The organism is Bacillus cereus group sp. N21, assembly GCF_016483395.1.
GTDB lineage: Bacteria > Bacillota > Bacilli > Bacillales > Bacillaceae_G > Bacillus_A > Bacillus_A pseudomycoides.
The window spans coordinates 1-21535 of the sequence record NZ_JAEHBX010000021.1 but is presented as its reverse complement, the minus strand read 5'-3'; the positions used below and the strand labels follow the sequence as shown (position 1 = coordinate 21535).

The window sequence follows — 21535 nt, the reverse complement described above, 5'->3', positions numbered from 1 at the left end:
TCTCGTCTCTATGAAGAAAGTGTGCTATTTAATCGTTTATAGGAATATTTCTTCTGGATATGGCAATGCTAGCTTTGGTCTTTCCTGTGATGAAAAGTATTGAAGTTTTAACGATTCCTCATCTATCGCTCTCAACTCTCCTCCAACTCCCTCACATTCAAACACAACAACGATATATTCCACTTGATCTCCATTTGAATATGTATGACGGAAGTCTTTCCCTCCAAAAATCCCTTTTATTTCTTTCACTTGTACTCGTAAACCGGTTTCTTCCCACACCTCACAAACAACTGCTTCTTCTGGAGTTTCACCAGGTTCAATTGCTCCTGCAGGTAAACTCCAAAATTCCCCACCGGGATATTGAAATAAGATTTCCCCTTGCTCATTTTTAATAATTGCCGCTACGCTCGGCATGAAAATAAGATCAGACCCTACTTTTTCACGGATTTGTTTGTAGTATGTAGAAATCGCCATATGCCATTCTCCTTACAGATTTTCTGTATGCTTATATTATTGTACTTTACTCACAATCCCCAAAATAAACTTATACTCATTTCGATTTTTTCTCATCTTTTTAAACCCTTCTTTTGAATCAAAAATCAAACAAGTTTTTCTAAACCAAACTCGTAAATAGCATGATTCAAAATAAATAGGTTTCACAACTCCCTTTTGCTCAAACTCTGTTCCATCTTCTCGTTCTATTTCTGTTCGAACCAACCATTTATTTCCGATTCCGGCTTCTATGTACTTCACTTACAACTCCCCTTATATGAAATACTTACATCTTCCTTAGGAAATGTTGTTCTAAGCATTCTACTATTTCCCTGGTAAGCGCAGATTTTGACAGATTCTCTATTATTTCTACTTAATTGAAACTAGCAACATTCCTGTTATAAAGAAAAAGGAAAAAGCTTCATATATACCGAATAACACAAAAATAATCCATTCTTTTGAAAGAGGTATATATGTTATGAACGATCAATTTACTACTCTCCTAAGTAAAATGACCTTTATAGAAAGACAATATGAATTTCGAAATCCAGATGTTGTTCTCTATCATCCCGGTCATTACACAGAATTAAATGAACAAATCATCACATTATTTCATGAGGAAGGCTTTAAAACAATTATGATTCCCAGTGTACATAATCCATTTTTAAATGCAAATGAATTTACCTTTCATAAAGAAATCCTAGTTAAATCAGGAATTCCTCAAGAACTAGTTATTCCAATAACAGGAGAAGCGAATACAGCTAACGATGTTATCAAAAACGCAATGCTTCACCTATGTAACACAAGCGTACATAAAAATATTTTATTAGCAGGGAAAACTTTTTTTATGAAAAGATTTTTGCTTATAGCAACTGCGTTTGCTACAAATGACATGACTATTGATGTTCTTCCATTACAAGATAATAGAAATCTTACGAAAGATACTTGGCACTTAATCGACATCGGTAGAAGGAGGGTATGGAATGAATACCATATGATTTCCAAATTTCTTAAAGAAAACTGCCCTTAAATTGTAAAGTAGTAGACTTTATCGCGTTGACCAGTTTAAAAGATTTCCCTTCTTTATAGAAATTTTTTGATCTACTATTTCCCCGGTAAGCGCATATTCCGACAGAACGTGCACTTACATATAAAAGAAGCAGATTGATAGAAGCCTGCTTCTTTTATAGCTGAAATCGCTGCATCCGTTTATAAAAAGTACTACGCGGGACATCTAACAGTTTTGCCGCAAGTGATACATTTCCCTTTGTTTTTTGAAGTGCCTCAATCATCCCATTCCGCTGTATTTTTTCACGAAAGGTTAATTATTATCCATTAAATCTCCCCATAATAATAGTGTTATAGTATTTACCATCCGCAAGTCTTTTGTCATTTTTTAATATACCTTCAATTTCAAAACCAAGTTTTTCATACAATTTAATCGCTTTATCATTTGTTTCTAAAACATTCAAAGTCATTTTTTTAATGCTATTAGCGTCAGCCCAAGATATAGACTCTTTTAAAAGATTTTTCCCAATCCTATATCCCCAAAACTCTTTTAATACGCATACTCCAAATTCTACTTTATGAGAGAATCTCTTTAAATACACTCCCTCACATCTTGAAAACCCAACAATCCGATCGTTCACTACCGCGACTAAAAATAAGTTTCTTGGACTTTCAGTGTCCGTTTTGATGATTTCTTCAAATCTCGTTGTATCTATGAATCCCTCCCCTTCTTCTCTGTCCAGATTTTCAGTTTCTCCATCAATTTGTAATCTTAATTTAGACAAATCATTTGCATCTTTATCCATTGCAGATCTAACAGTATAATTAATCCCATTTACATAAAATTCTTGTTTGTTAATAATCATAATATACTCCTTTGATATTAAGTTGATTTAGAAGAATAAGACAGGTAAAGATCTTAGTAATTTACTGCAATTTTAACCAAATAACCTCCACATTCGTTTCAATTAAATCGTTTCAAAACATCATTATAAAGATGCCCCTTTTGATTTAACGAATCTTCTGTTGCTTTTCATATGAATCATTAAAACTGATATTCTCTGTTCGTATCATCCATTCTTCTACTAGACTCTGGAATAACTCAGGTTGTTCAATTTGTAAGTTGTGACCGGCCATATCTAAAACAGCAAATGTTGCTCGTGGATACTCTTCAATAGTCTCCAATAAATCTTGATATCCTACAACTATATCTTGCCTGCCAGCGAGTAAAAGAACTGGTTTTTCGTATTTTTGTCCATTTGTATTGAATGATAACGTATAATTTCTTTGAAGCGTTTCCACAAACTCTGTATTGGCTACTGTAAGACCTGATTTGATTTCTTTTTTATATCGATTGTAAGTATATTCATTTGCTATCACTGCTAACTCACAAAACTCGTTTCTTTCATCCGATGAAAGTTTATTTAAAAATTCATCATCACTTATAATCCTATTATATTTTGGGACTGTTCTTGCTTTATGATTCGCAATTATAACAGGGCATATCAGCAATAAACCATCAATTCGCTGAGGCATTTTTGAAAGTATTGCTTTAGACAAATATCCGCCATATGATTCTCCTACAAGTAGAAAATTTTCATCAGGAATAATTTTTTCGATAAATAAAGTCAAGACATCTAATAAAATATCAGAACTATTTATCCAATTAGGGGCAGTCGATTTTCCCATACCTGGTAAATCAATATAAATGCGCTTATAACCTGCATGTTTATGAAACACTGACTCCATACATCCCATCATGAGCCTATGATCGACAGAACATCCATGTAAGATAATTACAGGTTTTCCCTCGCCAATTATTTTATAATATATTTGTGTATCTTTAATGTGGCATATCATAAGAAATCCTCCTTATTTTAAATAAAGGTTTTCTATTTCATTTCTTCATTCAACTTAAAATATGCTTTAAAGGCTGATTTACAACCACTAAAGTTTTTAACATAATAAGTTAAGAACTTTTTATAGAGGTAATATATTTAACGGAGAGCTTTGCGTCCAACCGACAGAATATACGTTCTTATTATATAACACTCAACAAGTGACTGACAACTCTGATTTTTCAGTCCAAACCGTTTTTTTACTTACAAATAAAGGATCCTTACATATCAATGTCAAATTGTTTTAGAATTCGGTCGTACAATAAAAAAGAACAAGTTTTATATAAAACTCGTTCTTTTTCAACCATACTATTCACGCATGCACAGCATGCCCTATCGGCCTGTAACACTGCTTCATGAATCGCTTCCGATAATGTCGGATACGCTGCGATAAAATCTCGCATTATATCAGCTGTTACTTCTGTATGAAGCATAACAGTTCCTTGTCCAATCAGAGTTCTGTCGCACGAGGCCCGACAATCGAAATTCCAATGATTTCTTGATACTTCGGCTCAACTATTACTTTCACTTTCCCAATTTGTTCTCCTAAAATAAGTGCTTTTCCATTTGCGGTAAATGGAAATTCCCCAACGGGCTTGTTCTTTTGTCATTTCATTCCCTTTACTTTCAGTTGTTTTTAACATGTCCAGCCCTCCTATTTTCTTGTTCACCTTTTATATCGCAAGTACCGCGCCAATTTAAAACTCTTGAAATGATAGTTTTTTTCTCTTTTTCAAAAATACTTGTTTAAAAGATATAATTTGCATTAATATAGAATGCTAGTTAGTATGCTATTTGATTTACGAGAATAATAGATTTTCTACATGTACATCGTTATGATGTAAGAAAAAAGAAAGTGAGCGGAAAATGAGTAAAATCGTGATTATTACAGGTGCATCCAGTGGATTTGGATTTTTAACTGCCCTCGAGCTTGCGAAAAAGGACTATTTCGTCATCGCTACAATGCGTAATCTTAATAAACAAACGGAATTATTATCTCAAGCTGCTGCATTACACTTACAACAAAATATCAAAATTCATCAATTAGATGTAACAGATCAAAAATCTATACATGCATTCCAATTGTTTTTAAAAGAATTAAACCAAGTAGACATTCTCGTCAATAACGCAGGCTATGCGAGTGGTGGATTTATAGAGGAAATTCCGGTAGAAGAATATCGTAGACAATTTGAGACGAATGTATTTGGAGCAATATCCATAACTCAAATTGTATTACCTTATATGCGAAAACAAAAAAGTGGGAAAATTATTAATGTAAGTAGTATTAGTGGCCAAGTTGGATTCCCAGGTTTATCCCCCTATGTTTCTTCAAAATACGCATTAGAAGGTTGGAGTGAATCCCTTCGCCTAGAGGTAAAACCATATGGAATAGACGTTTCATTAATCGAACCCGGTTCCTATAACACAAACATATGGGAAGTTGGGAAAGAACTTGCCGAAAATTATTCAGAATCAACCTCTCCTTATAAAGCGTATATGGATAAAATACAAAATCATATTAATAATGGCAGTGATACATTTGGCAATCCAGTAGATGTTGCAAGAAAGATTGTAGCGATTGCTGAAGCAAAAAACGCAACATTACGATACCCAATTGGGAAAGGTGTAAAATTGATGATCGTTGCTAAAAAAATTCTTCCGTGGAGAGTATGGGAGTTTCTTGTTTTGAGGAGTTTTAAGAAGATGTAATGTAAAAAGACTACTGATAAATAAGAGTCGTTATACACATTGAAATTGGGATAACGACTCTTATTATCTAGCTCTTTTAACCAACAGGTTGGAATAAATATATCATTACATTAAATGTAATCATTAAACAAAATACTCCCAATAGAGAAATTACATATTTTTTTGATTTTTTATCATATTTCCATTCCATATACGCCCGAAAAAGCTGTTGCGTACCTAAAAATACAAATAATATATATACACCCTTTATATACTCTGAAGTATAAATACAAACAAAGCCAGCCACTTTGTTTTGGTATATTTAATTTCTTTCTCACAAGCTTTTCTAAAAGATATAGCACGAAAATCCATAGAATCAACACAATCACTATTGTGAAAATTGTTCATCCCCCCATCCTTAAAAATCCAATGTTACACATATTAATTAGGAATATACTTTTTGAGTAAGTAAATGCGCAATATTATCGCCCTTTTGTTCTATCAAAGAAACAATCCCCTCAGGATAAGTCGGTTTATCTTTTAACTCTTGTATACTTTTCCATATAAGAATAATATTCTTATGTTCTTTATGAAATAACACTTCACTTATAGACTTTACAGGTTTACACTAATGAAACAACGTACATTGATGGTGTGATTCTCCATCAACTTCAAATATGTGTTCATTTACAATCGCTAATTCTGCTACTCGAACTTGTAAATCATATTCCTCAAGTAACTCCCGTATAATCCGCTTCATATGCCGATTCTCCATACTCAATCGATCCACCTGGAAAACGATAAAATGTCTCTTCTTCATTACATTGAACAAGAATTTTAGAATGCTCCTCATCTATGATAATAGCTTCCGCGCGCAATAAGGGCCTTTTCATTTCCTACCCCCTATTTTACTAATTTGAAGATCGTATTTTCTCCGGCTGATCGCTTGGATAAGTAGCATATACACGATTATCATAATCCCAACTAATTATCGTTGCACTATCTCGACCAAGTTGGTGATGAACATGCTCTAGTACATTTTGAATACATTCTGTTAGTTTCACTTTATTTTCATATATATCTTTATATAAATGAATTGGATTTTCATAACGACGTTCTCCGTATTCTAGTACGCCATCTGTTACCATTACGATTCTATTTCTTCCTGTACGTAGCTCTCGAGCACCTGAAGAATAACATGGAACAGGTAAAGAAAATGTATTCACATTCCCAATCCATTCATAAAAATGACGTTGGTTCAGCATATACTGTCCTAGCTTATGTAACTCTTCATGAAATACATAAACGAGGCAATCTCCTATAGAAAACCACCAAATATAATTTTCTTTTCGCACACAAATTAAGCATGCTGTTTCACCCTTTACTTGCTGACACGCCTGTTGAAACGAATTAGATTGAAAAAGTGTAAGGATATGATTTTCAACAGAACGGAATGCTATTTCAATTGGTTCTTCTAATAAAACTTTTATATTTTCATAGTCATTTTGGATTGTATTTACTACTAAGGCGACACTTTCTGCACTATTGTGTCCATCTAATATCATCGCAAATTCCCAATCTCCATTTGACCAAACGAAAGCGCCATCTTCATTCTTCTTTGCGCCTGCACTCGTATTTCCACCATATCTGCCAAGCACTATATTACCATACTGTTTAACTGAAATTTCGCCTAAACACATTTCATCACTACCAACCCATGAATATTGTGTATTATTTGTTGTATGCATACTCATTCACCATATACGTTCGTATTCTTTCGCATAGTTTTTGGATTTGTTCTGCTTGTCCATAAGGTGCACCTTTCCAATTGGGGATCTTAGTTGGTGACCAAAATTCCTTCGGTGTATTTGGATAACGAGGAATTATATGCATGTGCATATGATTGACTCCATTACCGGAAACGAAAGCATAAATATGTTCTGCACCCTCGCATTCTTTTAATGCACGGCTTACTCTACTCGTAATTAAACCAAAAGCTTTCGCTTCTTCTTCTGTTAATTCAGCTAATCCTGGTGCATGTCTTTTTATATCAATCATTACATATCCGAGATACGTTTCCTCTTCTTCCCAATGAACATGCCCCACATATACGAGTTCATCTTCATAGATTGCCCCGCCTAGCACCTTAATCTCCCCTTTATGTTTCTGACATATAAAACAGTGTGCTTCAAAGTGACTTTGTGTCGACATATGCATCCCTCTATCCCTTGGATTTACCATTATAATACCATAAAACACCCTTCCGTTCAGACTATTCAGAAATAAACTCATTATATATTCCTGTTATTTCAATTTAACAGTATAAACCTTTGTAATTCTTTTTCATCGAGTCACCTTTAAACAGAGATGGGCATTTATTATAGAAAAAGAAATCTTTTCTTGAAGGAGGAACAAATCATATACATCCACATTGGAATTCTCACATGAATTACCCACCAACCTCTTATTCAAACAACGCCGTACGAACTACACCACCAATCCCTAATGATTTTCATTACATGATGCAACGTATAGCGAACCTGGAACATCAATTAGCAAAATTGATCTCATTGATTGAAGAAAATAATCAATTAATAAAAGCGATGGAACAACAACAAAATCAAGTGTGTGCACCAGCTGGAGGTTCAGTAATTGTGCGTATGTAACCTTATTTCATTCAAATAAAAAACACGCATCATAATAAGTAGCCTCACTTACGATGCGTGTTTCATTTCTATTTACACTCTTCTTTTCTTATGAAATCCTTGCGTAATCCGATCTAATACAATCGCAATGACTACAATAGCTAGTCCAGCCTCAAACCCCATTCCAATGTTAACCTGTGTTACAGAACGATATACATCTACCCCAAGTCCTGGTGCACCTACAAGCGAAGCTGTAACAACCATCGATAAAGAGAGCATGATACTTTGGTTTACACCAGCCATTATAGTTCCCGTTGCAAGAGGTAACTGAACTTTAAATAACTTTTGCGATGAAGTTGAACCAAATGCATTTGCAGCTTCAATTAAATCTTCTGGTACTTGCCTAATCCCTAAATCAGTAAAACGAATCGTTGGTGGCATCGCAAAAATAACAGATGCGATAATACCAGGAACAACACCTACTCCAAAGAATGTAATCGCTGGAATTAAGTATACAAATGCTGGCATTGTTTGCATAAAATCTAATGTTGGCCTCAATATTTTTGAAAATCGCTCATTTTGAGATGCTAAAATGCCGATTGGGATTCCAACAATGATGGAAATAATGACTGATGTAAGAACAAGCGCTAATGTTTGCATCGTTTGTCCCCAGTAGTTAATGTTTAGAATAAATAATAAGCCGATTAACGCAAATACCACTAAAGATATTTTCCTTGTTGTATACCAAACGAGAAAACATACGATTATAATCATTAAAAATGCTGGAATTAATGTTAAGAAATTTGTAAGTAAATCAACGAAACCACCAATGATGTATGAAAATCCTCTAAACAATCCTTCAAAATGCGCATATAAACTCGTAACAAATGCATCGACCCATTCACCTAAAGGAATACGCGGAATACTATTCATCGTCATTCACCTCTTCCTCAATATTTCCTGCAAGGGCTTGAATGACACTTTCTCGTTTTATGATGCCTCTTAACCTTTTCTTTTCATCAATGACTGGTAATGGAAGCTTCATTTCCGCCATTTTCGCATACGTTTCCTCTAGTAATGTATCTAAATATACGTGCGGAATATCTTTTAGTAACAAGTCAGCAATTGGCCACTGCTTTTGAACAGCTTTACTCGCATCATCCGCTGTTAATATCCCTAAAAACTCGTGTTTTTTATTTACAACATATACGGTAGATACCCCTGCATTTCTCATAATTTGCAGGGCCACTCGAGGGCCGCGGTCAATCAATAATGTTTCTGGTCTTTTTAAAATAGATTCAGCCGTAATCACTTTTCCTAAATTCACATCCGCAACGAATTTCTCTACGAATTCATTAGCTGGGCTTATCATGATTTCTTCTGGCGTTCCAATTTGCACAATTTCTCCGTCTTTCATTAATGCGATACGATCCCCAATTCGAAGTGCTTCATCTAAATCATGTGTAATAAAAATAATCGTTTTTTCCATCTTATCTTGTAGCTCTAACAGTTCATCTTGCATTTCTTTACGGATAAGTGGGTCTAATGCGCTAAATGACTCATCCATAAGTAAAACATCTGGATCATTCGTAAGAGCTCTTGCAATTCCAACGCGCTGCTGCATACCACCGCTTAATTGTCCTGGGAAGCTATCTTTATGATGATTCAATCCAACTAATTTAAGTGACTCCAAAGCTTTCGCTTCTCTTTCTTCTACTGGTACTCCTTGTATTTCTAATCCATAGGCAACATTTTGTATCACGGTACGATGAGGAAATAACGCAAATTTTTGGAAGACCATACTCATCTTTGTTCTTCGTACTTTCCTAAGTGCCTCTTTCCCCATTGTTGCGATATCTTCCCCATCTATGTATATGTGGCCTGCTGTTGGCTTTATAAGCTGATTGAGCATTCGAACAAGAGTTGATTTCCCGCTCCCAGATAGTCCCATAATGACAAAAATTTCTCCTGTATACACTTCAAATGTTGCTTTTTTCACCCCAACGTTCATTCCCGTTTCTTTTAATATTTCTGATTTACTTTTTCCCTCCTTTAATAAGGCGACTGCTCTTTGAGGGTTTTTTCCAAATACTTTTGTTACGTTTTCAACACGTACTTTTGTATTTTCCATATAATGACTCCTTTTCTGCCTATCTATTCACATAGTGTAACGATTTTAAACAGAAATATTACATAAAGAGGCTTTTTTTAAAATTCTTGTTTCCGTTCATAATAAGAAGGTTCACTTATAGATTTATTCCTACAAACAACGTGATACAAAACGGAATGAAAAATCTCTATTTACGAAACGGGAGGACTCGATGAAACAGAAAATATGGCTTATAAGCATTTTGTTATTTATCAGTATGATTATTACCTCTTGTAATGCCACAAATGCAAATACAAAAGGAAAAATTAAACTTGGTGTAACAAGTTGGAAGGAAAATATTGCGGCTGCAAATATGTGGAAAGTTTTATTAGAAGAAAAAGGATATAAAGTTGAACTCATGTATTTAGAAAAAGCAGCCATTTGGACTGGCGTCGCTCGCGGCGATGTTGATGCAAACTTAGAAGTATGGCTTCCCGTAACCGATAAGCCCTTAAATGACCGATATAAAAATGACATTGTCTTAAAATCGAAATGGTATGAGGGAACTGGACTTGGATTAGTCGTTCCTTCTTATATGAAAGACATTAACAGTATCGAGGATTTAAATACCCATAAGGATGAATTGGATAATAAGATTGTCGGAATTGAGCCTGGCAGTAGCCTTATGAATTTAACAGATAAAGCAATGAAAGAATATGATATAAAGCTAAAACTTGTCCAATCTTCAGAAGCAGCGATGATGAGTGAGCTAAAAAAAGCATATACACAAAAGAAACCCATCGCTGTAACGCTTTGGAATCCACACTGGAGCTTTTCAGAATTTGATTTAAAATATTTAAAAGACCCTAAGAAAGTATATGGTGAAAAAGACGACATTTATTACTCTGTACGAAAAGGTTTTGAAAAAGATTATCCAGAGATTGTGAAATATTTCGATAGATGGAAAATGAATGATGAACAACTTGGTACATTGATGGTTATGTTAAATAAAACAAAGGATCCCGAAGAGGCGGCTCGAAAATGGATTAAAAAGAATCAGGCGTTAGTAAATGAGTGGATAAACGATTAATTTATTACGCAAAAATAGGCCAGGGAGCCTAATGTTCTCTGGCCTATTTTAAGTTATTTTTTTTCAATAACAGCATCGACAATACCATATATTTTAGCTTCTTCCGCAGTCATAAAGTAGTCTCTTTCTGTATCAAGAGCTACCTTTTCAACTGGTTGACCTGTTCGATCTGATATAATTTTATTAATATCATGTTTTAACTTTAATATTCGTTTTGCAGTTATTTCGATCTCTGTCGCTTGCCCTTTCACTCCGCCAAGCGGCTGATGAATCATAATTTCACTATTTGGAAGCGCAAATCTTTTCCCTTTCGCTCCAGCGAGTAATAATAGCGCTCCAAATGAAGCTGCGAATCCCATACAAAGCGTTTGAACATCAGGTTTAATCAAATTCATTGTATCTAATATCGCAAATCCCGCTGTAGTTGAGCCTCCTGGACTATTGATATAAAGAAAAATATCCTTCTCCGCATCTTCTGCTTCTAAAAATAATAACTGTGCCACTACACTGCTTGCTACTTGATCATTAATTTCTGATCCAATCATGACAATACGGTCTTTTAACAACCTTGAATATATATCATAGGAGCGTTCTCCTAATTTTGTTTGTTCTACAACATACGGAATTGCATTCATCATAATCCCTCCATCTACTTTTTAAGCTGCACATAGCATATAACCGTAAGAAGAAGGTGTTTTTGTATTGAATAATAGTACAGGCTCCTTAGATGGTACGTGTTCAAACTGTATTGTCGGAAGAAGTTTTGTTAACAATTGTGGTTTTTGTTCACGAATAGCTGTTACAATTACTTCAACGTCATCATCCTGCCCGGCTAATTCAATCTCCTCTTCTTCACTTACCGTTTTCAATCTATTTCTACTACGAAACAACGAAGCCTTCACTGCGCCTTCTGAGATTGAACATATTTCCGCAATATCTGATAAGCTGTATTGAAAAACATCTTTTAACAAGAAGATAACGGATTGCTGTACATTTAATAAAGACAAGACTTTCTCCGCCATCTCATGCAAATCAGCAATTTTTTCATGTGGTTCTTCAAATGTAATCTCCTGCTCTAATTTCTTCTTAGCTGATTTTGCTTTCATTTGATCTAGCCATTGATTTCGAGCAATTTTATATAGAAGCGTAATACAAACCTCTTTATGTTCTGCACCTACATATTTTTGAAGTACTTTACAAACTGTTTCTTGGGCAAGGTCTTCCCCATCCCATTTGTTTTTTGTTAAAAACGTACAGTACCTTTTTAACTCTACATAATTTTCAATGATAAAGTTTATATTTGAATGATTCATATCGATATGATTTCTTGAAATTCGAGTTACTTTTGTGCACAAAATAACCACTCCTTTTCAGCGCTTACTTAATTAACGATTGAACAAATCAAAAAGTTACGGGGCACATAAAAAAATTTAATGTTTATGTTTGTAAATGTGGGGTCATAAATATGTTATGTAGAATTTTACATGAGGAGGCAACAATATGCCAAAATTAACCGTTGTAGGCAGCGGAACATTTGATGTCAAAGAAGGAACGAAATTAGCACTAGCACTTGTAGATAATGGTATCCATATTCTTCACCGCTGCGGTGGAAAAGCACGTTGTACCACTTGCCGTGTCGAAATCATAGCTGGAGATTTTTGTGAACCTACACATGTTGAGAAGAATGCTATTACTGAAAAAGGCATTGAAGATCATTTGCGATTATCATGTCAAATGCATGTACATACTGATCTCACCGTTCGTCCCATATTAACAGTTGAAAATTCCGGATTAGATGCTGGGCCACGGCCTGTAGAATGAAAAGGCAACAGAATGACGGATTTAAAACGCTTAGCTGGTGAATATGCTGCTGATTTTGTAAAAGACGGGATGAAAATCGGCCTTGGTACTGGTTCTACTGTATATTGGACAATACAAAAATTAGGGCAGCTAATCAGCGAAGGTTTAACGATTCAAGCTGTACCAACATCAATAGAAACTCAGAAATTAGCAGTGCAGCTTTCTATCCCTTTAATTCCTTTAAGTGACGTTGATTACCTTGATCTCACGATTGATGGTGCAGACGAGATTAACCCCAATCTACATTTAATTAAGGGGGGCGGCGGCGCTCTTCTACGTGAAAAAATAGTCGCCACTTCTTCCCAAAAACTCATTATAATCGCTGATGAATCAAAACTTGTAAAAGATTTAGGTACCTTTCCTCTTCCTATTGAAATCGTACCGTTCGCTTGGGAGCAAACTGCAAAACGAATTCAATCCTTTGGTTGCCAGACGATTTTACGTACCCAAAATAATCAACCATTTATAACAGACAATGGCAATATGATCTTAGATTGTGTTTTTCCAAACCAAATAACGAACCCAATCGAAACTCATCAGCAGGTAAAAATAGTAACTGGTGTAATTGAAACTGGTTTATTTATTAATATGGTAAATAAAGCGATTATTGCAACTGAAAAAGGAATAAAAGTATTATGACAAAACTAAAGGGCATGAGCCCGGTACAATACGAAGCCCATGCCCTTTAGTTTTGACTAATGAAGTAACCTGTCTAACTTTTTGAGATCACTTCACTAATAGCGACTTACTTAACTAATTTAGCTAATTCACATTGCAATCTATATTCTTCTAATTCCCAAATCTTATTTACAATTCGTTCTTTACAGCATTCCATACCAATATCCATATCATAATCAGCAGGGGCAACACATGCGCTGGATTCAGTTAAAATAAATCCATTTGGCAATTTCGCAACTACGACTGTACATTTGCCATGAAATTCTTCTACTGTCCATTGAGTTTTCTCTAAAATATTATCAATATCCTGTTGAGTTACCGTATTATCCATTATTCAACAACCTCCCAATCTTCTGCTAACATATCAGTTGGTGAAGCTAACCAAGGAACAAAATGTTCTTGTACTGTTTTCATTGCAATATATGCAACATATGAGACATTATGTCCTCTATGCTTGTTTTATAAAGACCACGACACTAATACACCGTTGATCGTCTATATGAATTCCATTGGTCTTTTGTCCTAATGCGGTTTCTTACCGCCCTCTGCTCATTCTCCGAATTCATATATGATAAAATTAATTCAATCGCTAATATGTCCAAATATGTAATTTTCATAGCAATAAAATTAAAACTAGGCTTACAACGTCATTCAAAATTAGATGAAGCAAGTGCATACAATTCGAAAAAGAGTTTCAAGTGGTGTATTATTATCGATATTGAGTCAGGTCCAAAGACAGGAAAAAAACCAAAAATGGGCTTCTCGATATAAAACAGTATCTTTATATTCCCATCATATAAGAAAGGACTGAATAAGTTGAAATCAAAACAAATAAAAAAAATAACTGACTTAGAAACTGCCTTTCAAATTCGAAAAGAAGTGTTTGTCAAAGAACAAGGTGTTCCTCTGGAAGATGAATTTGATACATTCGATAAATTAAATGATGTATGTCATCATATTTTAGTTTATTTTAATGAAATACCTGTAGGGACTGGACGCATAAGATTCGTCGATAACATTGGTAAACTAGAAAGAATCTGCATATTACAACCTTATCGAAAACATGGTTTAGGCAAAGTAATTATTCAAACATTAGAAGAGATTGCTAGAGAAAAAGAAATATCCAAAGTTAAATTACATGGGCAAACACATGCAGAAGGGTTTTATAACAAACTAGGCTATCATACTTCTTCAGACGTATTTATGGAAGACGGTATTCCGCATATTCTTATGACAAAGGATTTATCGATTAAAGAAGTTAGTAAATAATAAAGTAAAATCCCCTTTCTGCACTATATAAAGGGGATTTTAAAACGATTCATTTATAATATACTCTATCAATTCTTTCATCTATACATTGTCGTCTCTTAAACTATCTCTACTCCCTTTATTGTTTCTTCAATCGCCTCTTTATTTGTTAAAATCCAAAAGAACATTTCTTCATTTGACTTTAATAATTCTGCTGATTGAACAAAATAAGTAATGAAGATGACTTGAATACCTAGCATTACATACCAAATCGCCTGAATTTCTGCTTCTGATAAAGGATTCTGTTTATGGTATCCCTCAAAAATATTTCGAACAATATATAACCAGTCACTTCTTAATTGTTCATCACAAAATACTTCACTTAAAATACTAGTGAAACAGTAGCACAAATCAAACACTCTCACATTTATTTCTACAAGTTCAAAATCTATAAATCCTTGAAACTCATCTTCCTTAAAGATTAAGTTAGATAAATGCATATCTCGATGAATGAGTTGCCTTGGTAACAGCGTAATGGAGTCTTTAAAGTCTTTTTTCAGCTGGTTCATAGTTTGAATGAGCTCAGGATGAACTTGCTCACTGCTTTTCAAAATAGGTGTGGCCCAATCATAAATTACATTGTACAAATTACGTTCTACAAATTCGTCTACATGATTTGTGGAACAAAGTGCCTGATGTAACTTAGCAACTTCACTTCCAATAGTATTACTTAACACTTTAAGATTTTCAACGCGTTTTACTTCTACAACATTTCCCTCTACATACTCATTCATACAATAATATTTATCATCTTGTAAAATATAGCTTTCGTTGCCTCTCGTCTTCAAAAGCCTTTGTATTCTAATTCCTTTTTGTGCAAGTTGATTTAATACATTTGTTTCAGCCAACAACTGCTTTATCGAACCTTTTTCTTTTAATATATAATTTTGCTTATTCCTTATAATCTTCGTTACTTTCGGTTGGATTGCTTCTGCTGTTACTTGCTCGTCTTGAAACCAAAAATTTGTAATATCTAATATGTGTTCCATTGTACATATACCCCTTTATGAAATCCGAAGCCTTTTATACTTTTCGAAACATTAATTCACAAAGCATACCCATTCCAACTCCAATTGTATAAGCTAATATATCACTCCACAAAAAACCATACCCTAATACAAGTCCCCCTAAAGTCGTTGCACGAATATTATCTATCCAATCCGCATGATATAATTGACTGATTTCAATACCATAACAAAATAGTAAACTTAAAAACGCGATCTTTTTAGTCTTCATTTTATGAAAAAGGAATCCAAATCCAATAAAAATCATGAGAGCCCACAGTGCATCCCCTAAATATGCATTTAATAGATTAGGTAAAGCATAAGCAAATTTCCTTGATGCCAATCCTAAAATAACTACTATTATTGTCAAGATTGCATACAGCAACCTATTTCGTTTATAACTCATTATGAAGTCCTTTCTTATTACACAAAACGTTTTACAAACCCTGTACTTTTTTCAACATATCCCATACATTTATAAAATTGGTGCGCATGGTGTCTTTCCTCACGATTCCCACTATTTAAGCAAATCGAATCTATCCCTTGTTCCATCGCCCATTTCTCTGCTGCTTCTATTAAACTTTTTCCTATTCCTTGATTTCGAAACTCTTCATCTACTACTAATGCAATAATGCGAGCGTATATTCCATCTTCAGTGTAAAGTATGCCTGTACATAAGCCAATCATTCCAATAACACGCTCATTCTCTTCTGCTACCAACGTATAGTAATCTGGGTGAGAAAAAATATTTTGAAGTCTTACTTTCATTTTTTCTATAGTTGTTGGATAGCCAAGGTGTCCCATTAATGAAGTTAAATGAAGTTAAATCATGTACATCATCTAAATGTGCCTTTCTGATTTCCATGCACTCTCCACTTCACTAGTCACATCATTGGTTCTTATATCATCATTCATTTATTCCTCATATAACACTTGAAAATCAGTAACAAGCGAAACAATTTTCCCATTCTCATCAAATCCCCAATAGGAAGGATAAAAACCATCACCATAACCTGATCGGAACATAATAATATTACTTCCTGTTTCCTCACATACTACACAATTTCCCCACTCATCATCATGTTCTGTTAGTACGTCGTCTATCAAATCATCATACAAACTAATGAATTCTTCTCCTAGCTCTTGTTGTAATCTATTTTCTATTTCTTCTAACTTATCAATTGCTTCCACATCTGCAAAACACCCTAGTCCCGTATCAACTGGATACCCAAAAATATATCCTTCCTTTAGTTCACTTACATTCTGTCCTGGCTTTATTGCCATCTTCCATTCTGTCACTTTTGCTTCTGATACTTTCAATTCAGCACAAGCAATTACACCATCTTCCTCGTTCAACCAAGCAACAATTGGATATGTGCCTGGCTGAATTGTTTGTTCGAAGTGATTTTTATTAAAAATAAGAGGATCACAAGCAACCATTTTACCTGAAGTAACTTTTAAATGGTCTAATACTTCAGGACGTAGGACTTCACTATCCAGTTTAGATAATTCATGTAGTAGCTTTGACATAATGTTTCTCTTCCTTTCATTCTCTTGTTTATAGTAAAACGGATAAAATTCACGTGCTATTTCACCCAATTAGGAATATGAGGACCAAAGTATTTACCGATTTTCTCAACTTCAGCCATGATACGACTGATTCCAATCTCAGTCGTAAACCAATTTTCCTTAGTTATTCCATACCTGTCGATTACAGATGAGACGAAGAACTCAGTTTCTTTTGGAAACGCGGCTTGATAGCATAATAATGCCCGGCGCGAGTGCCCCGCTTTACAGACAATGATAACTTTTTTAGGGTCTATACCTGTATTTTGTAAAACTTCCAACGATAAACGTGCATTTTCCAAAGTATGTTGTGCTTGATCTTCTTTTAAAATCGCTTCTTCAGGCACTCCATTTGCAATGCCAATATTTCTTAAAAAATCCCATTCAGTAGTTCCGACGTGTGGTTTATATCCGCCAGATGGAAGTATATATGGTGCTAAGCCCTGTTTATACAACGAAGCAGCTTTTTCCATGAGTTGAGGATGATTAGCACCAGGAATTAAAATTACATCTGCTGGAGAAACTTCAGTTTCAACAAAAATAAAATTGGTAATGCAATCGAATGGATAAGACATCGTTTATCCCTCTTCCAAAATCTCTTTCCACTTCTTTTTTGAGAAAGCTTGCAGAACTAAATTATACGACCAATCTATCATTTTATTTATTGCCTCTGTTAACGAATAGAGTGGATTTTATATAATTTTTCTAGGAAAGCCGATATATACAACTTTCCTAGAATTTAAGCTGAGAAATCATCAATAATTTCTACCACTTCAATTTTTCCGTTAATCAAAAGCTCTGGAAGCTCGTTTTTTACATTACCCTTCCAATATTCTTTAGCTTGTTCAATTTTTCGAGAGAAAGGAACACCATCTTCCTTTGGTAAAAGGTTTCCATCCCCCTCAAAAGAATTCCCAATAACTCGAAGTTTAACAATCTGCAAAACTTTCCGATTATAAGAATCAAATAATTCTTTCCATTTCAAAGCATCTTCATAGCTTTTCGCAGCGTATAAGCAAGACAATCTTGAAGGATATTCAGGATATTCAGGATATTCTTGTAGTCTAACCATTTCTACTATTACTTCTCTAATAGCTCTGATTGTTTGGTCTACATACTTTATAGCTACCTCGGCATTTTCTTTATTCATGTTCAAGCCTTCATTTGTATAATGATCTTGTACAATCTGAATACAGTCTTCGCCTTTAGAATTCAATTGTTCTCTCTCAAAAAAGAAGCGATATAAGGTATTGTTTTTGTTCTTGTCAAAGTTAATTATCTGCCCAAGAATCATTTTTTTCCTAGTAACAATGTGATAAACATACAATTCGTTCTCTTTCATGGTCTGTCTCCTATTGGTCTTCATCATATTGACTATATTATGTACTTTCCATCACTCTTGTCCGCAAAGAAGAGTTAGTTTCAGTTGCTTTTTTGAAAGACAGTATGTACGTGTTGATTCCATTTCTTTTTCTCCTCTTAATTGCTTAACTGGTTACAATGCATGATTATATATCCCGAAAATTAATTTACATAACATTATTATATTATCCTTATAAACGTTTCTCTAAAAAATGCTGACTATACCCTTTAGGATGATCTTCCACTACGCCAAACTCTCTGTAACCATGTTTCTTGTAAAATTCAGGTGCTTGAAAACTAAATGAATCAAGTAATATAAGTCTACAGTTTTTCTCTTTGGCAATTTCTTCGATTTCATTTAATAGTTGACTACCATATCCTTCATGACGTACTGACTCATCCACCCATAAAAAATCAATATGAAGGTGATAGAAATATATTGTGCCTGTTATGCCCCCAAATATTTTGCCAACATCGTCTTTTAATAGAAAACTTACATGTTCTAATGGGCTTTTTACTTCATCTGATAGTACAGACATATTGTATTGGATTACTTTATTTTTAATATATTCGCTATCTTTTGAGTTATTTTGTTGTATAATTTTCAAGTCTATTCTCCTTTCTCATCACTATATATAGCATTCTGTATGCTCTTTATACAAACATTGCAATGTTTCTTTTATTTTCATATCAGCTTCTTGATTTTCATAACGATTTGGTAACTTCATTCCGCCAATCACATAAAGCAATGGTTTTTCATAAAACGTTCCTAGTATACCGATATTTATAACAGCTGTAGGTAACCCACCTGTCATATGGGCTAAGTGGTACCCTGGTATTCCTTCATATTGTCCTTGTTGTCTCACCATTCCATTTATAATTGGTTCCCATAGCACCGGATTCAATTCATATCCTTGGAATATACGAATTAAAAGTTTAAGAACTTGTTTTAATTTCCCAACATTTTTCATATCCCTTGGGTCTTTCGTAATATAAATCTTTGAAAAAGAACATTGAATTCTCCTATTTACTTCTTCCCATCCACCGCAAAAGTTGACAACAGATTGTGCAATACAATTGTCATGACATGCAATCATTACTTCTACAGCATCTTTGAGTGTTAATACGGTTCTTCTTTGTAAATGTGGGTATATTTCTTTACTATCTTCTTTCGGATTAAATTCGATATTTTCGATTTCATCACTCCAGCGAACTTGATTCTCTTCAACCATTTTAGCTACAGCAAATCCAATTGCAACCTTTGCGGCAGACGCTAGTGGAACCAATATATCATCATTATATAAAGCGACAATATTTTGGCTTTCTGCCGAATAAGCAACTATACCTACTTGACCTGATTTTATCTCCTTTATTTTCTTGATTACTTCCTCCATTTGTACGCCTCTTCTCGATTTCGTTTTTATCCCTTTCAGTATTTCGATAATACGAATCAAAAATCCTTTTATGAGGTTAACAAATGCATTCTACTATTTTTGTTCCAACTCTACTGGTAAAACATAGCCGCCATTTTCTTTCTGAAGTTCTACTACTTTCACAACAGCATTAGCATTTACGGTTCCGTATATATGTGGATAGTTTTGACCATTAGAAGCCAATTCATATTTTATCTCCGCCTCAACTAACGACGGATTAATTACAAGTAATACTAACTCCATTTCAGTACTAAAATGCTTTTCTGCCACTTGAAGAGATTGTTCTAAAAAAGAACAATGAATAAACCCTTCTTGCATCAGTGAAGGTTCCATTATGTTTCCTTTTGCTTTTGCTACTTCCCATTCACTTTTTTCCATTACCTTTGTAATCATAGTCAATCTCCTTCTTCTCTACTTTATAGAAACATTAAGAGGATTTTCCCGCTCGTTACGGGGTAACGCCAATGCCCATCAACCTCAGATTTTAAAATGCCCACAAAACGAAATTATTTTGCTTTTTGGATTCCGAATCTCTTAATTAGATAGCACCAGGTACCCCACGAAAAAAGCCGTTCTCCTAAACTATGGAAATCGGCTTTTGTAATCTAATTCATTCATATTGTATATCCACCTTCCAAAAGAGTGTAAAAACTAAGGTTCTGAGACTTGTTAATCAAACAATCCCGTACCCTCGTTTGATTATAACGGTAACTACCGCGACGTATAGTTTTCATTTCCGAAAAAGGACAGACTTCTCCCTTGATGGCTGGTACGCGTTTTTTCCAGCCCGAAAACTAGTTACTTCGAACCATACGGAAGGTCATCTTCTTCACCTCATCTGAAAGATTATATTAATTATACCCCATAACACTCTTTTGTGGACATTGTAAAATGCGAATTTTTAAATAACGGATATAAATTCTTTAGAAAACATTTTTTACTATTCAGTGGAATTTTTCGTGAATAAGGCTGTCCAAAGTCCAGAGACACCAAATACTTTATTCGATTGTTTTATCTCTTTCATTCTACGTATTTCTACTTCAGAAAAGTCTTTAAAGATGGCTCTAAGTTTTTTATCTGTAAAACCTAATCCACCTTTAAGACTTTGCAGTTTGTATACTTCCCAATCTGTTATGTCTGCTCCACCTAATTCTCCACCTTGAACAAAACAAGTGATTGCAAAATAACCACCTGGTTTTAAAGCCTTTTTCACCAAATTTATATAACTCATTCTTCTGTGTGGAGCAATATGATGAAAGCATCCTGAATCATACACAATATCGTATGTACCCTCTTCAATTTGTAAGTCAAAGATATTGTTATAAATAAAATTTAAATTTACATTTTTTTCTTTTGCCCGTTCGGTTGCCCAATGAATTGATTCCTGCGATAGATCTACTGCATCAACTAAGC

Annotated in this window: 29 protein-coding genes and 5 pseudogenes; 7 read left to right on the top strand and 27 right to left on the bottom strand. The window is 34.3% G+C overall.

Translation table 11 applies throughout. The features are described from left to right. Positions 1-36: 36 nt before the first annotated feature. Entirely contained in the window at positions 37-474 is a 438-nt protein-coding gene (locus JDS96_RS13965) for an NUDIX domain-containing protein (protein WP_199667167.1), read from the bottom strand. A gap of 36 nt (positions 475-510) precedes the next feature. Beyond that, the gene (locus JDS96_RS13960) at positions 511-753 is read right to left on the bottom strand and encodes a DUF3977 family protein (protein ID WP_003207301.1); all 243 of its coding nucleotides are present in this window, start codon (positions 751-753) and stop codon (positions 511-513) included. A 217-nt stretch (positions 754-970) separates the two neighbouring features. Between JDS96_RS13960 and JDS96_RS13955 the strand changes: the two genes are divergently transcribed. Continuing rightward, positions 971-1522 carry a hypothetical protein gene (locus JDS96_RS13955; protein ID WP_199667166.1) on the top strand — a complete coding sequence of 184 codons (552 nt, stop codon included), beginning with the start codon at positions 971-973 and terminating at the stop codon, positions 1520-1522. Between the two features lie 154 nt (positions 1523-1676). On the opposite strand, the pseudogene JDS96_RS13950 reads toward JDS96_RS13955, so the two are convergent. The 4 genes and pseudogenes from JDS96_RS13950 to acoL all read right to left on the bottom strand — a co-directional run. Continuing rightward, positions 1677-1817 (bottom strand): annotated as a pseudogene (locus JDS96_RS13950) (helix-turn-helix domain-containing protein); the annotation flags it as partial. Between the two features lie 3 nt (positions 1818-1820). Then, positions 1821-2366 carry a GNAT family N-acetyltransferase gene (locus JDS96_RS13945; protein ID WP_199667165.1) on the bottom strand — a complete coding sequence of 182 codons (546 nt, stop codon included), beginning with the start codon at positions 2364-2366 and terminating at the stop codon, positions 1821-1823. Positions 2367-2511: 145 nt separating this feature from the next. Beyond that, complete coding sequence (locus JDS96_RS13940) at positions 2512-3360, bottom strand: alpha/beta fold hydrolase (protein ID WP_199667164.1); 849 nt, start codon at positions 3358-3360, stop codon at positions 2512-2514. 351 nt (positions 3361-3711) lie between these two features. Continuing rightward, positions 3712-3990: pseudogene (gene acoL / locus JDS96_RS13935) on the bottom strand (dihydrolipoyl dehydrogenase); the annotation flags it as partial. A gap of 275 nt (positions 3991-4265) precedes the next feature. On the opposite strand from acoL, the gene JDS96_RS13930 reads away from it, so the two are divergent. Next, positions 4266-5108 (top strand): oxidoreductase, encoded by an 843-nt coding sequence (locus JDS96_RS13930; protein ID WP_018780595.1) that lies wholly within the window; start codon positions 4266-4268, stop codon positions 5106-5108. Between the two features lie 76 nt (positions 5109-5184). On the opposite strand, the gene JDS96_RS32095 is transcribed toward JDS96_RS13930, so the two are convergent. The 4 genes and pseudogenes from JDS96_RS32095 to JDS96_RS13910 form a co-directional block, all read right to left on the bottom strand. Beyond that, complete coding sequence (locus JDS96_RS32095) at positions 5185-5394, bottom strand: DUF4181 domain-containing protein (protein ID WP_307838186.1); 210 nt, start codon at positions 5392-5394, stop codon at positions 5185-5187. A 138-nt stretch (positions 5395-5532) separates the two neighbouring features. Next, positions 5533-5980, bottom strand: a pseudogene (locus JDS96_RS13920) (NUDIX domain-containing protein). 18 nt (positions 5981-5998) lie between these two features. Continuing rightward, on the bottom strand, positions 5999-6841 hold the full coding sequence (locus JDS96_RS13915) for a PP2C family serine/threonine-protein phosphatase (RefSeq protein WP_199667163.1): 843 nt from the start codon (positions 6839-6841) through the stop codon (positions 5999-6001). Continuing rightward, positions 6819-7298, bottom strand: a complete 480-nt coding sequence (locus JDS96_RS13910; protein WP_199667162.1) for an HIT family protein — start codon at positions 7296-7298, stop codon at positions 6819-6821. The genes JDS96_RS13915 and JDS96_RS13910 overlap by 23 nt, the downstream gene beginning before the upstream one ends. Before the next feature lie 209 nt (positions 7299-7507). Here JDS96_RS13910 and JDS96_RS13905 point away from each other — a divergent pair, with 209 nt between their 5' ends. Beyond that, a complete protein-coding gene (locus JDS96_RS13905) occupies positions 7508-7753 on the top strand; it encodes a hypothetical protein (protein WP_098114772.1) in 246 nt (81 codons plus the stop codon). 72 nt (positions 7754-7825) lie between these two features. Here the strand turns inward: JDS96_RS13905 and JDS96_RS13900 are convergent, their stop codons facing one another. Together JDS96_RS13900 and JDS96_RS13895 are read right to left on the bottom strand one after the other, a co-directional pair. Further along, complete coding sequence (locus JDS96_RS13900; RefSeq protein WP_199667201.1) at positions 7826-8665, bottom strand: ABC transporter permease; 840 nt, start codon at positions 8663-8665, stop codon at positions 7826-7828. Next, the gene (locus tag JDS96_RS13895) at positions 8658-9863 is read right to left on the bottom strand and encodes a quaternary amine ABC transporter ATP-binding protein (RefSeq protein WP_003207288.1); all 1206 of its coding nucleotides are present in this window, start codon (positions 9861-9863) and stop codon (positions 8658-8660) included. The genes JDS96_RS13900 and JDS96_RS13895 overlap by 8 nt, the downstream gene beginning before the upstream one ends. Positions 9864-10053: 190 nt before the next feature. Here JDS96_RS13895 and JDS96_RS13890 point away from each other — a divergent pair, with 190 nt between their 5' ends. Further along, complete coding sequence (locus JDS96_RS13890; RefSeq protein WP_199667161.1) at positions 10054-10911, top strand: glycine betaine ABC transporter substrate-binding protein; 858 nt, start codon at positions 10054-10056, stop codon at positions 10909-10911. 53 nt (positions 10912-10964) lie between these two features. On the opposite strand, the gene clpP is transcribed toward JDS96_RS13890, so the two are convergent. After that, entirely contained in the window at positions 10965-11546 is a 582-nt protein-coding gene (clpP, locus tag JDS96_RS13885; RefSeq protein ID WP_199667160.1) for an ATP-dependent Clp endopeptidase proteolytic subunit ClpP, read from the bottom strand. Positions 11547-11567: 21 nt separating this feature from the next. Continuing rightward, positions 11568-12266 (bottom strand): RNA polymerase subunit sigma-70, encoded by a 699-nt coding sequence (locus JDS96_RS13880; protein ID WP_199667159.1) that lies wholly within the window; start codon positions 12264-12266, stop codon positions 11568-11570. Positions 12267-12411: 145 nt separating this feature from the next. On the opposite strand from JDS96_RS13880, the gene JDS96_RS13875 reads away from it, so the two are divergent. After that, the gene (locus tag JDS96_RS13875) at positions 12412-12732 is read left to right on the top strand and encodes a 2Fe-2S iron-sulfur cluster-binding protein (RefSeq protein WP_098134776.1); all 321 of its coding nucleotides are present in this window, start codon (positions 12412-12414) and stop codon (positions 12730-12732) included. A 12-nt stretch (positions 12733-12744) separates the two neighbouring features. After that, positions 12745-13410, top strand: coding sequence for a ribose 5-phosphate isomerase A (gene rpiA, locus JDS96_RS13870; RefSeq protein ID WP_003204613.1), 666 nt, complete (start codon positions 12745-12747; stop codon positions 13408-13410). Positions 13411-13516: 106 nt separating this feature from the next. On the opposite strand, the gene JDS96_RS13865 is transcribed toward rpiA, so the two are convergent. Both JDS96_RS13865 and JDS96_RS13860 read right to left on the bottom strand, forming a co-directional pair. Next, positions 13517-13780, bottom strand: coding sequence for a Gp49 family protein (locus JDS96_RS13865; protein ID WP_199667158.1), 264 nt, complete (start codon positions 13778-13780; stop codon positions 13517-13519). Continuing rightward, positions 13780-13890 (bottom strand): annotated as a pseudogene (locus JDS96_RS13860) (Thoeris anti-defense Tad2 family protein); the annotation flags it as partial. The pseudogene JDS96_RS13860 and the gene JDS96_RS13865, both read right to left, overlap by 1 nt. Positions 13891-14265: 375 nt before the next feature. Between JDS96_RS13860 and JDS96_RS13855 the strand changes: the two are divergent. After that, on the top strand, positions 14266-14718 hold the full coding sequence (locus JDS96_RS13855) for a GNAT family N-acetyltransferase (protein WP_199667157.1): 453 nt from the start codon (positions 14266-14268) through the stop codon (positions 14716-14718). Positions 14719-14816: 98 nt separating this feature from the next. On the opposite strand, the gene JDS96_RS13850 is transcribed toward JDS96_RS13855, so the two are convergent. The 11 genes and pseudogenes from JDS96_RS13850 to JDS96_RS13800 all read right to left on the bottom strand — a co-directional run. Continuing rightward, on the bottom strand, positions 14817-15746 hold the full coding sequence (locus tag JDS96_RS13850) for a phosphotransferase enzyme family protein (RefSeq protein ID WP_199667156.1): 930 nt from the start codon (positions 15744-15746) through the stop codon (positions 14817-14819). A gap of 34 nt (positions 15747-15780) precedes the next feature. Next, positions 15781-16167 carry a ribosomal maturation YjgA family protein gene (locus JDS96_RS13845; RefSeq protein ID WP_199667155.1) on the bottom strand — a complete coding sequence of 129 codons (387 nt, stop codon included), beginning with the start codon at positions 16165-16167 and terminating at the stop codon, positions 15781-15783. A gap of 17 nt (positions 16168-16184) precedes the next feature. Continuing rightward, a complete protein-coding gene (locus tag JDS96_RS13840; protein WP_242479909.1) occupies positions 16185-16529 on the bottom strand; it encodes a GNAT family N-acetyltransferase in 345 nt (114 codons plus the stop codon). A 147-nt stretch (positions 16530-16676) separates the two neighbouring features. Then, positions 16677-17291 (bottom strand): DUF4241 domain-containing protein, encoded by a 615-nt coding sequence (locus JDS96_RS13835; protein ID WP_199667154.1) that lies wholly within the window; start codon positions 17289-17291, stop codon positions 16677-16679. Between the two features lie 56 nt (positions 17292-17347). After that, positions 17348-17902, bottom strand: a complete 555-nt coding sequence (locus JDS96_RS13830; RefSeq protein ID WP_199667153.1) for a YdcF family protein — start codon at positions 17900-17902, stop codon at positions 17348-17350. A gap of 3 nt (positions 17903-17905) precedes the next feature. After that, positions 17906-17998, bottom strand: a pseudogene (locus tag JDS96_RS13825) (MmcQ/YjbR family DNA-binding protein); the annotation flags it as partial. A gap of 68 nt (positions 17999-18066) precedes the next feature. Further along, a complete protein-coding gene (locus JDS96_RS13820) occupies positions 18067-18669 on the bottom strand; it encodes a DUF2441 domain-containing protein (protein WP_199667152.1) in 603 nt (200 codons plus the stop codon). A 211-nt stretch (positions 18670-18880) separates the two neighbouring features. After that, positions 18881-19297: a GNAT family N-acetyltransferase gene (locus JDS96_RS13815; protein ID WP_018780610.1), complete on the bottom strand. Its 417-nt coding sequence runs from the start codon at positions 19295-19297 to the stop codon at positions 18881-18883. Between the two features lie 21 nt (positions 19298-19318). Further along, positions 19319-20083 carry a serine hydrolase gene (locus tag JDS96_RS13810; RefSeq protein WP_199667151.1) on the bottom strand — a complete coding sequence of 255 codons (765 nt, stop codon included), beginning with the start codon at positions 20081-20083 and terminating at the stop codon, positions 19319-19321. 93 nt (positions 20084-20176) lie between these two features. Continuing rightward, complete coding sequence (locus JDS96_RS13805; protein WP_006095027.1) at positions 20177-20515, bottom strand: DUF952 domain-containing protein; 339 nt, start codon at positions 20513-20515, stop codon at positions 20177-20179. A gap of 547 nt (positions 20516-21062) precedes the next feature. Beyond that, positions 21063-21535 (bottom strand): class I SAM-dependent methyltransferase (locus JDS96_RS13800; RefSeq protein ID WP_199667150.1); only part of this gene is annotated, 473 nt, incomplete at its 5' end.

What these genes read in the sequence shown, in the direction of transcription:
- JDS96_RS13830 (WP_199667153.1), bottom strand. Translation starts at nt 17,902, where the DNA reads ATGTCTTATCCATTCGATTGCATTACCAATTTTATTTTTGTTGAAACT.
- clpP (WP_199667160.1), bottom strand. Translation starts at nt 11,546, where the DNA reads ATGAATGCAATTCCGTATGTTGTAGAACAAACAAAATTAGGAGAACGC.
- JDS96_RS13820 (WP_199667152.1), bottom strand. Translation starts at nt 18,669, where the DNA reads ATGAAAGAGAACGAATTGTATGTTTATCACATTGTTACTAGGAAAAAA.
- rpiA (WP_003204613.1), top strand. Translation starts at nt 12,745, where the DNA reads ATGACGGATTTAAAACGCTTAGCTGGTGAATATGCTGCTGATTTTGTA.
- JDS96_RS13840 (WP_242479909.1), bottom strand. Translation starts at nt 16,529, where the DNA reads ATGAAAGTAAGACTTCAAAATATTTTTTCTCACCCAGATTACTATACG.
- JDS96_RS13965 (WP_199667167.1), bottom strand. Translation starts at nt 474, where the DNA reads ATGGCGATTTCTACATACTACAAACAAATCCGTGAAAAAGTAGGGTCT.
- JDS96_RS13850 (WP_199667156.1), bottom strand. Translation starts at nt 15,746, where the DNA reads ATGGAACACATATTAGATATTACAAATTTTTGGTTTCAAGACGAGCAA.
- JDS96_RS13875 (WP_098134776.1), top strand. Translation starts at nt 12,412, where the DNA reads ATGCCAAAATTAACCGTTGTAGGCAGCGGAACATTTGATGTCAAAGAA.
- JDS96_RS13810 (WP_199667151.1), bottom strand. Translation starts at nt 20,083, where the DNA reads ATGGAGGAAGTAATCAAGAAAATAAAGGAGATAAAATCAGGTCAAGTA.
- JDS96_RS13890 (WP_199667161.1), top strand. Translation starts at nt 10,054, where the DNA reads ATGAAACAGAAAATATGGCTTATAAGCATTTTGTTATTTATCAGTATG.
- JDS96_RS13845 (WP_199667155.1), bottom strand. Translation starts at nt 16,167, where the DNA reads ATGAGTTATAAACGAAATAGGTTGCTGTATGCAATCTTGACAATAATA.
- JDS96_RS13900 (WP_199667201.1), bottom strand. Translation starts at nt 8,665, where the DNA reads ATGAATAGTATTCCGCGTATTCCTTTAGGTGAATGGGTCGATGCATTT.
- JDS96_RS13955 (WP_199667166.1), top strand. Translation starts at nt 971, where the DNA reads ATGAACGATCAATTTACTACTCTCCTAAGTAAAATGACCTTTATAGAA.
- JDS96_RS13805 (WP_006095027.1), bottom strand. Translation starts at nt 20,515, where the DNA reads ATGATTACAAAGGTAATGGAAAAAAGTGAATGGGAAGTAGCAAAAGCA.
- JDS96_RS13910 (WP_199667162.1), bottom strand. Translation starts at nt 7,298, where the DNA reads ATGTCGACACAAAGTCACTTTGAAGCACACTGTTTTATATGTCAGAAA.
- JDS96_RS13895 (WP_003207288.1), bottom strand. Translation starts at nt 9,863, where the DNA reads ATGGAAAATACAAAAGTACGTGTTGAAAACGTAACAAAAGTATTTGGA.
- JDS96_RS13940 (WP_199667164.1), bottom strand. Translation starts at nt 3,360, where the DNA reads ATGATATGCCACATTAAAGATACACAAATATATTATAAAATAATTGGC.
- JDS96_RS13915 (WP_199667163.1), bottom strand. Translation starts at nt 6,841, where the DNA reads ATGAGTATGCATACAACAAATAATACACAATATTCATGGGTTGGTAGT.
- JDS96_RS13865 (WP_199667158.1), bottom strand. Translation starts at nt 13,780, where the DNA reads ATGGATAATACGGTAACTCAACAGGATATTGATAATATTTTAGAGAAA.
- JDS96_RS13945 (WP_199667165.1), bottom strand. Translation starts at nt 2,366, where the DNA reads ATGATTATTAACAAACAAGAATTTTATGTAAATGGGATTAATTATACT.
- JDS96_RS13930 (WP_018780595.1), top strand. Translation starts at nt 4,266, where the DNA reads ATGAGTAAAATCGTGATTATTACAGGTGCATCCAGTGGATTTGGATTT.
- JDS96_RS13835 (WP_199667154.1), bottom strand. Translation starts at nt 17,291, where the DNA reads ATGTCAAAGCTACTACATGAATTATCTAAACTGGATAGTGAAGTCCTA.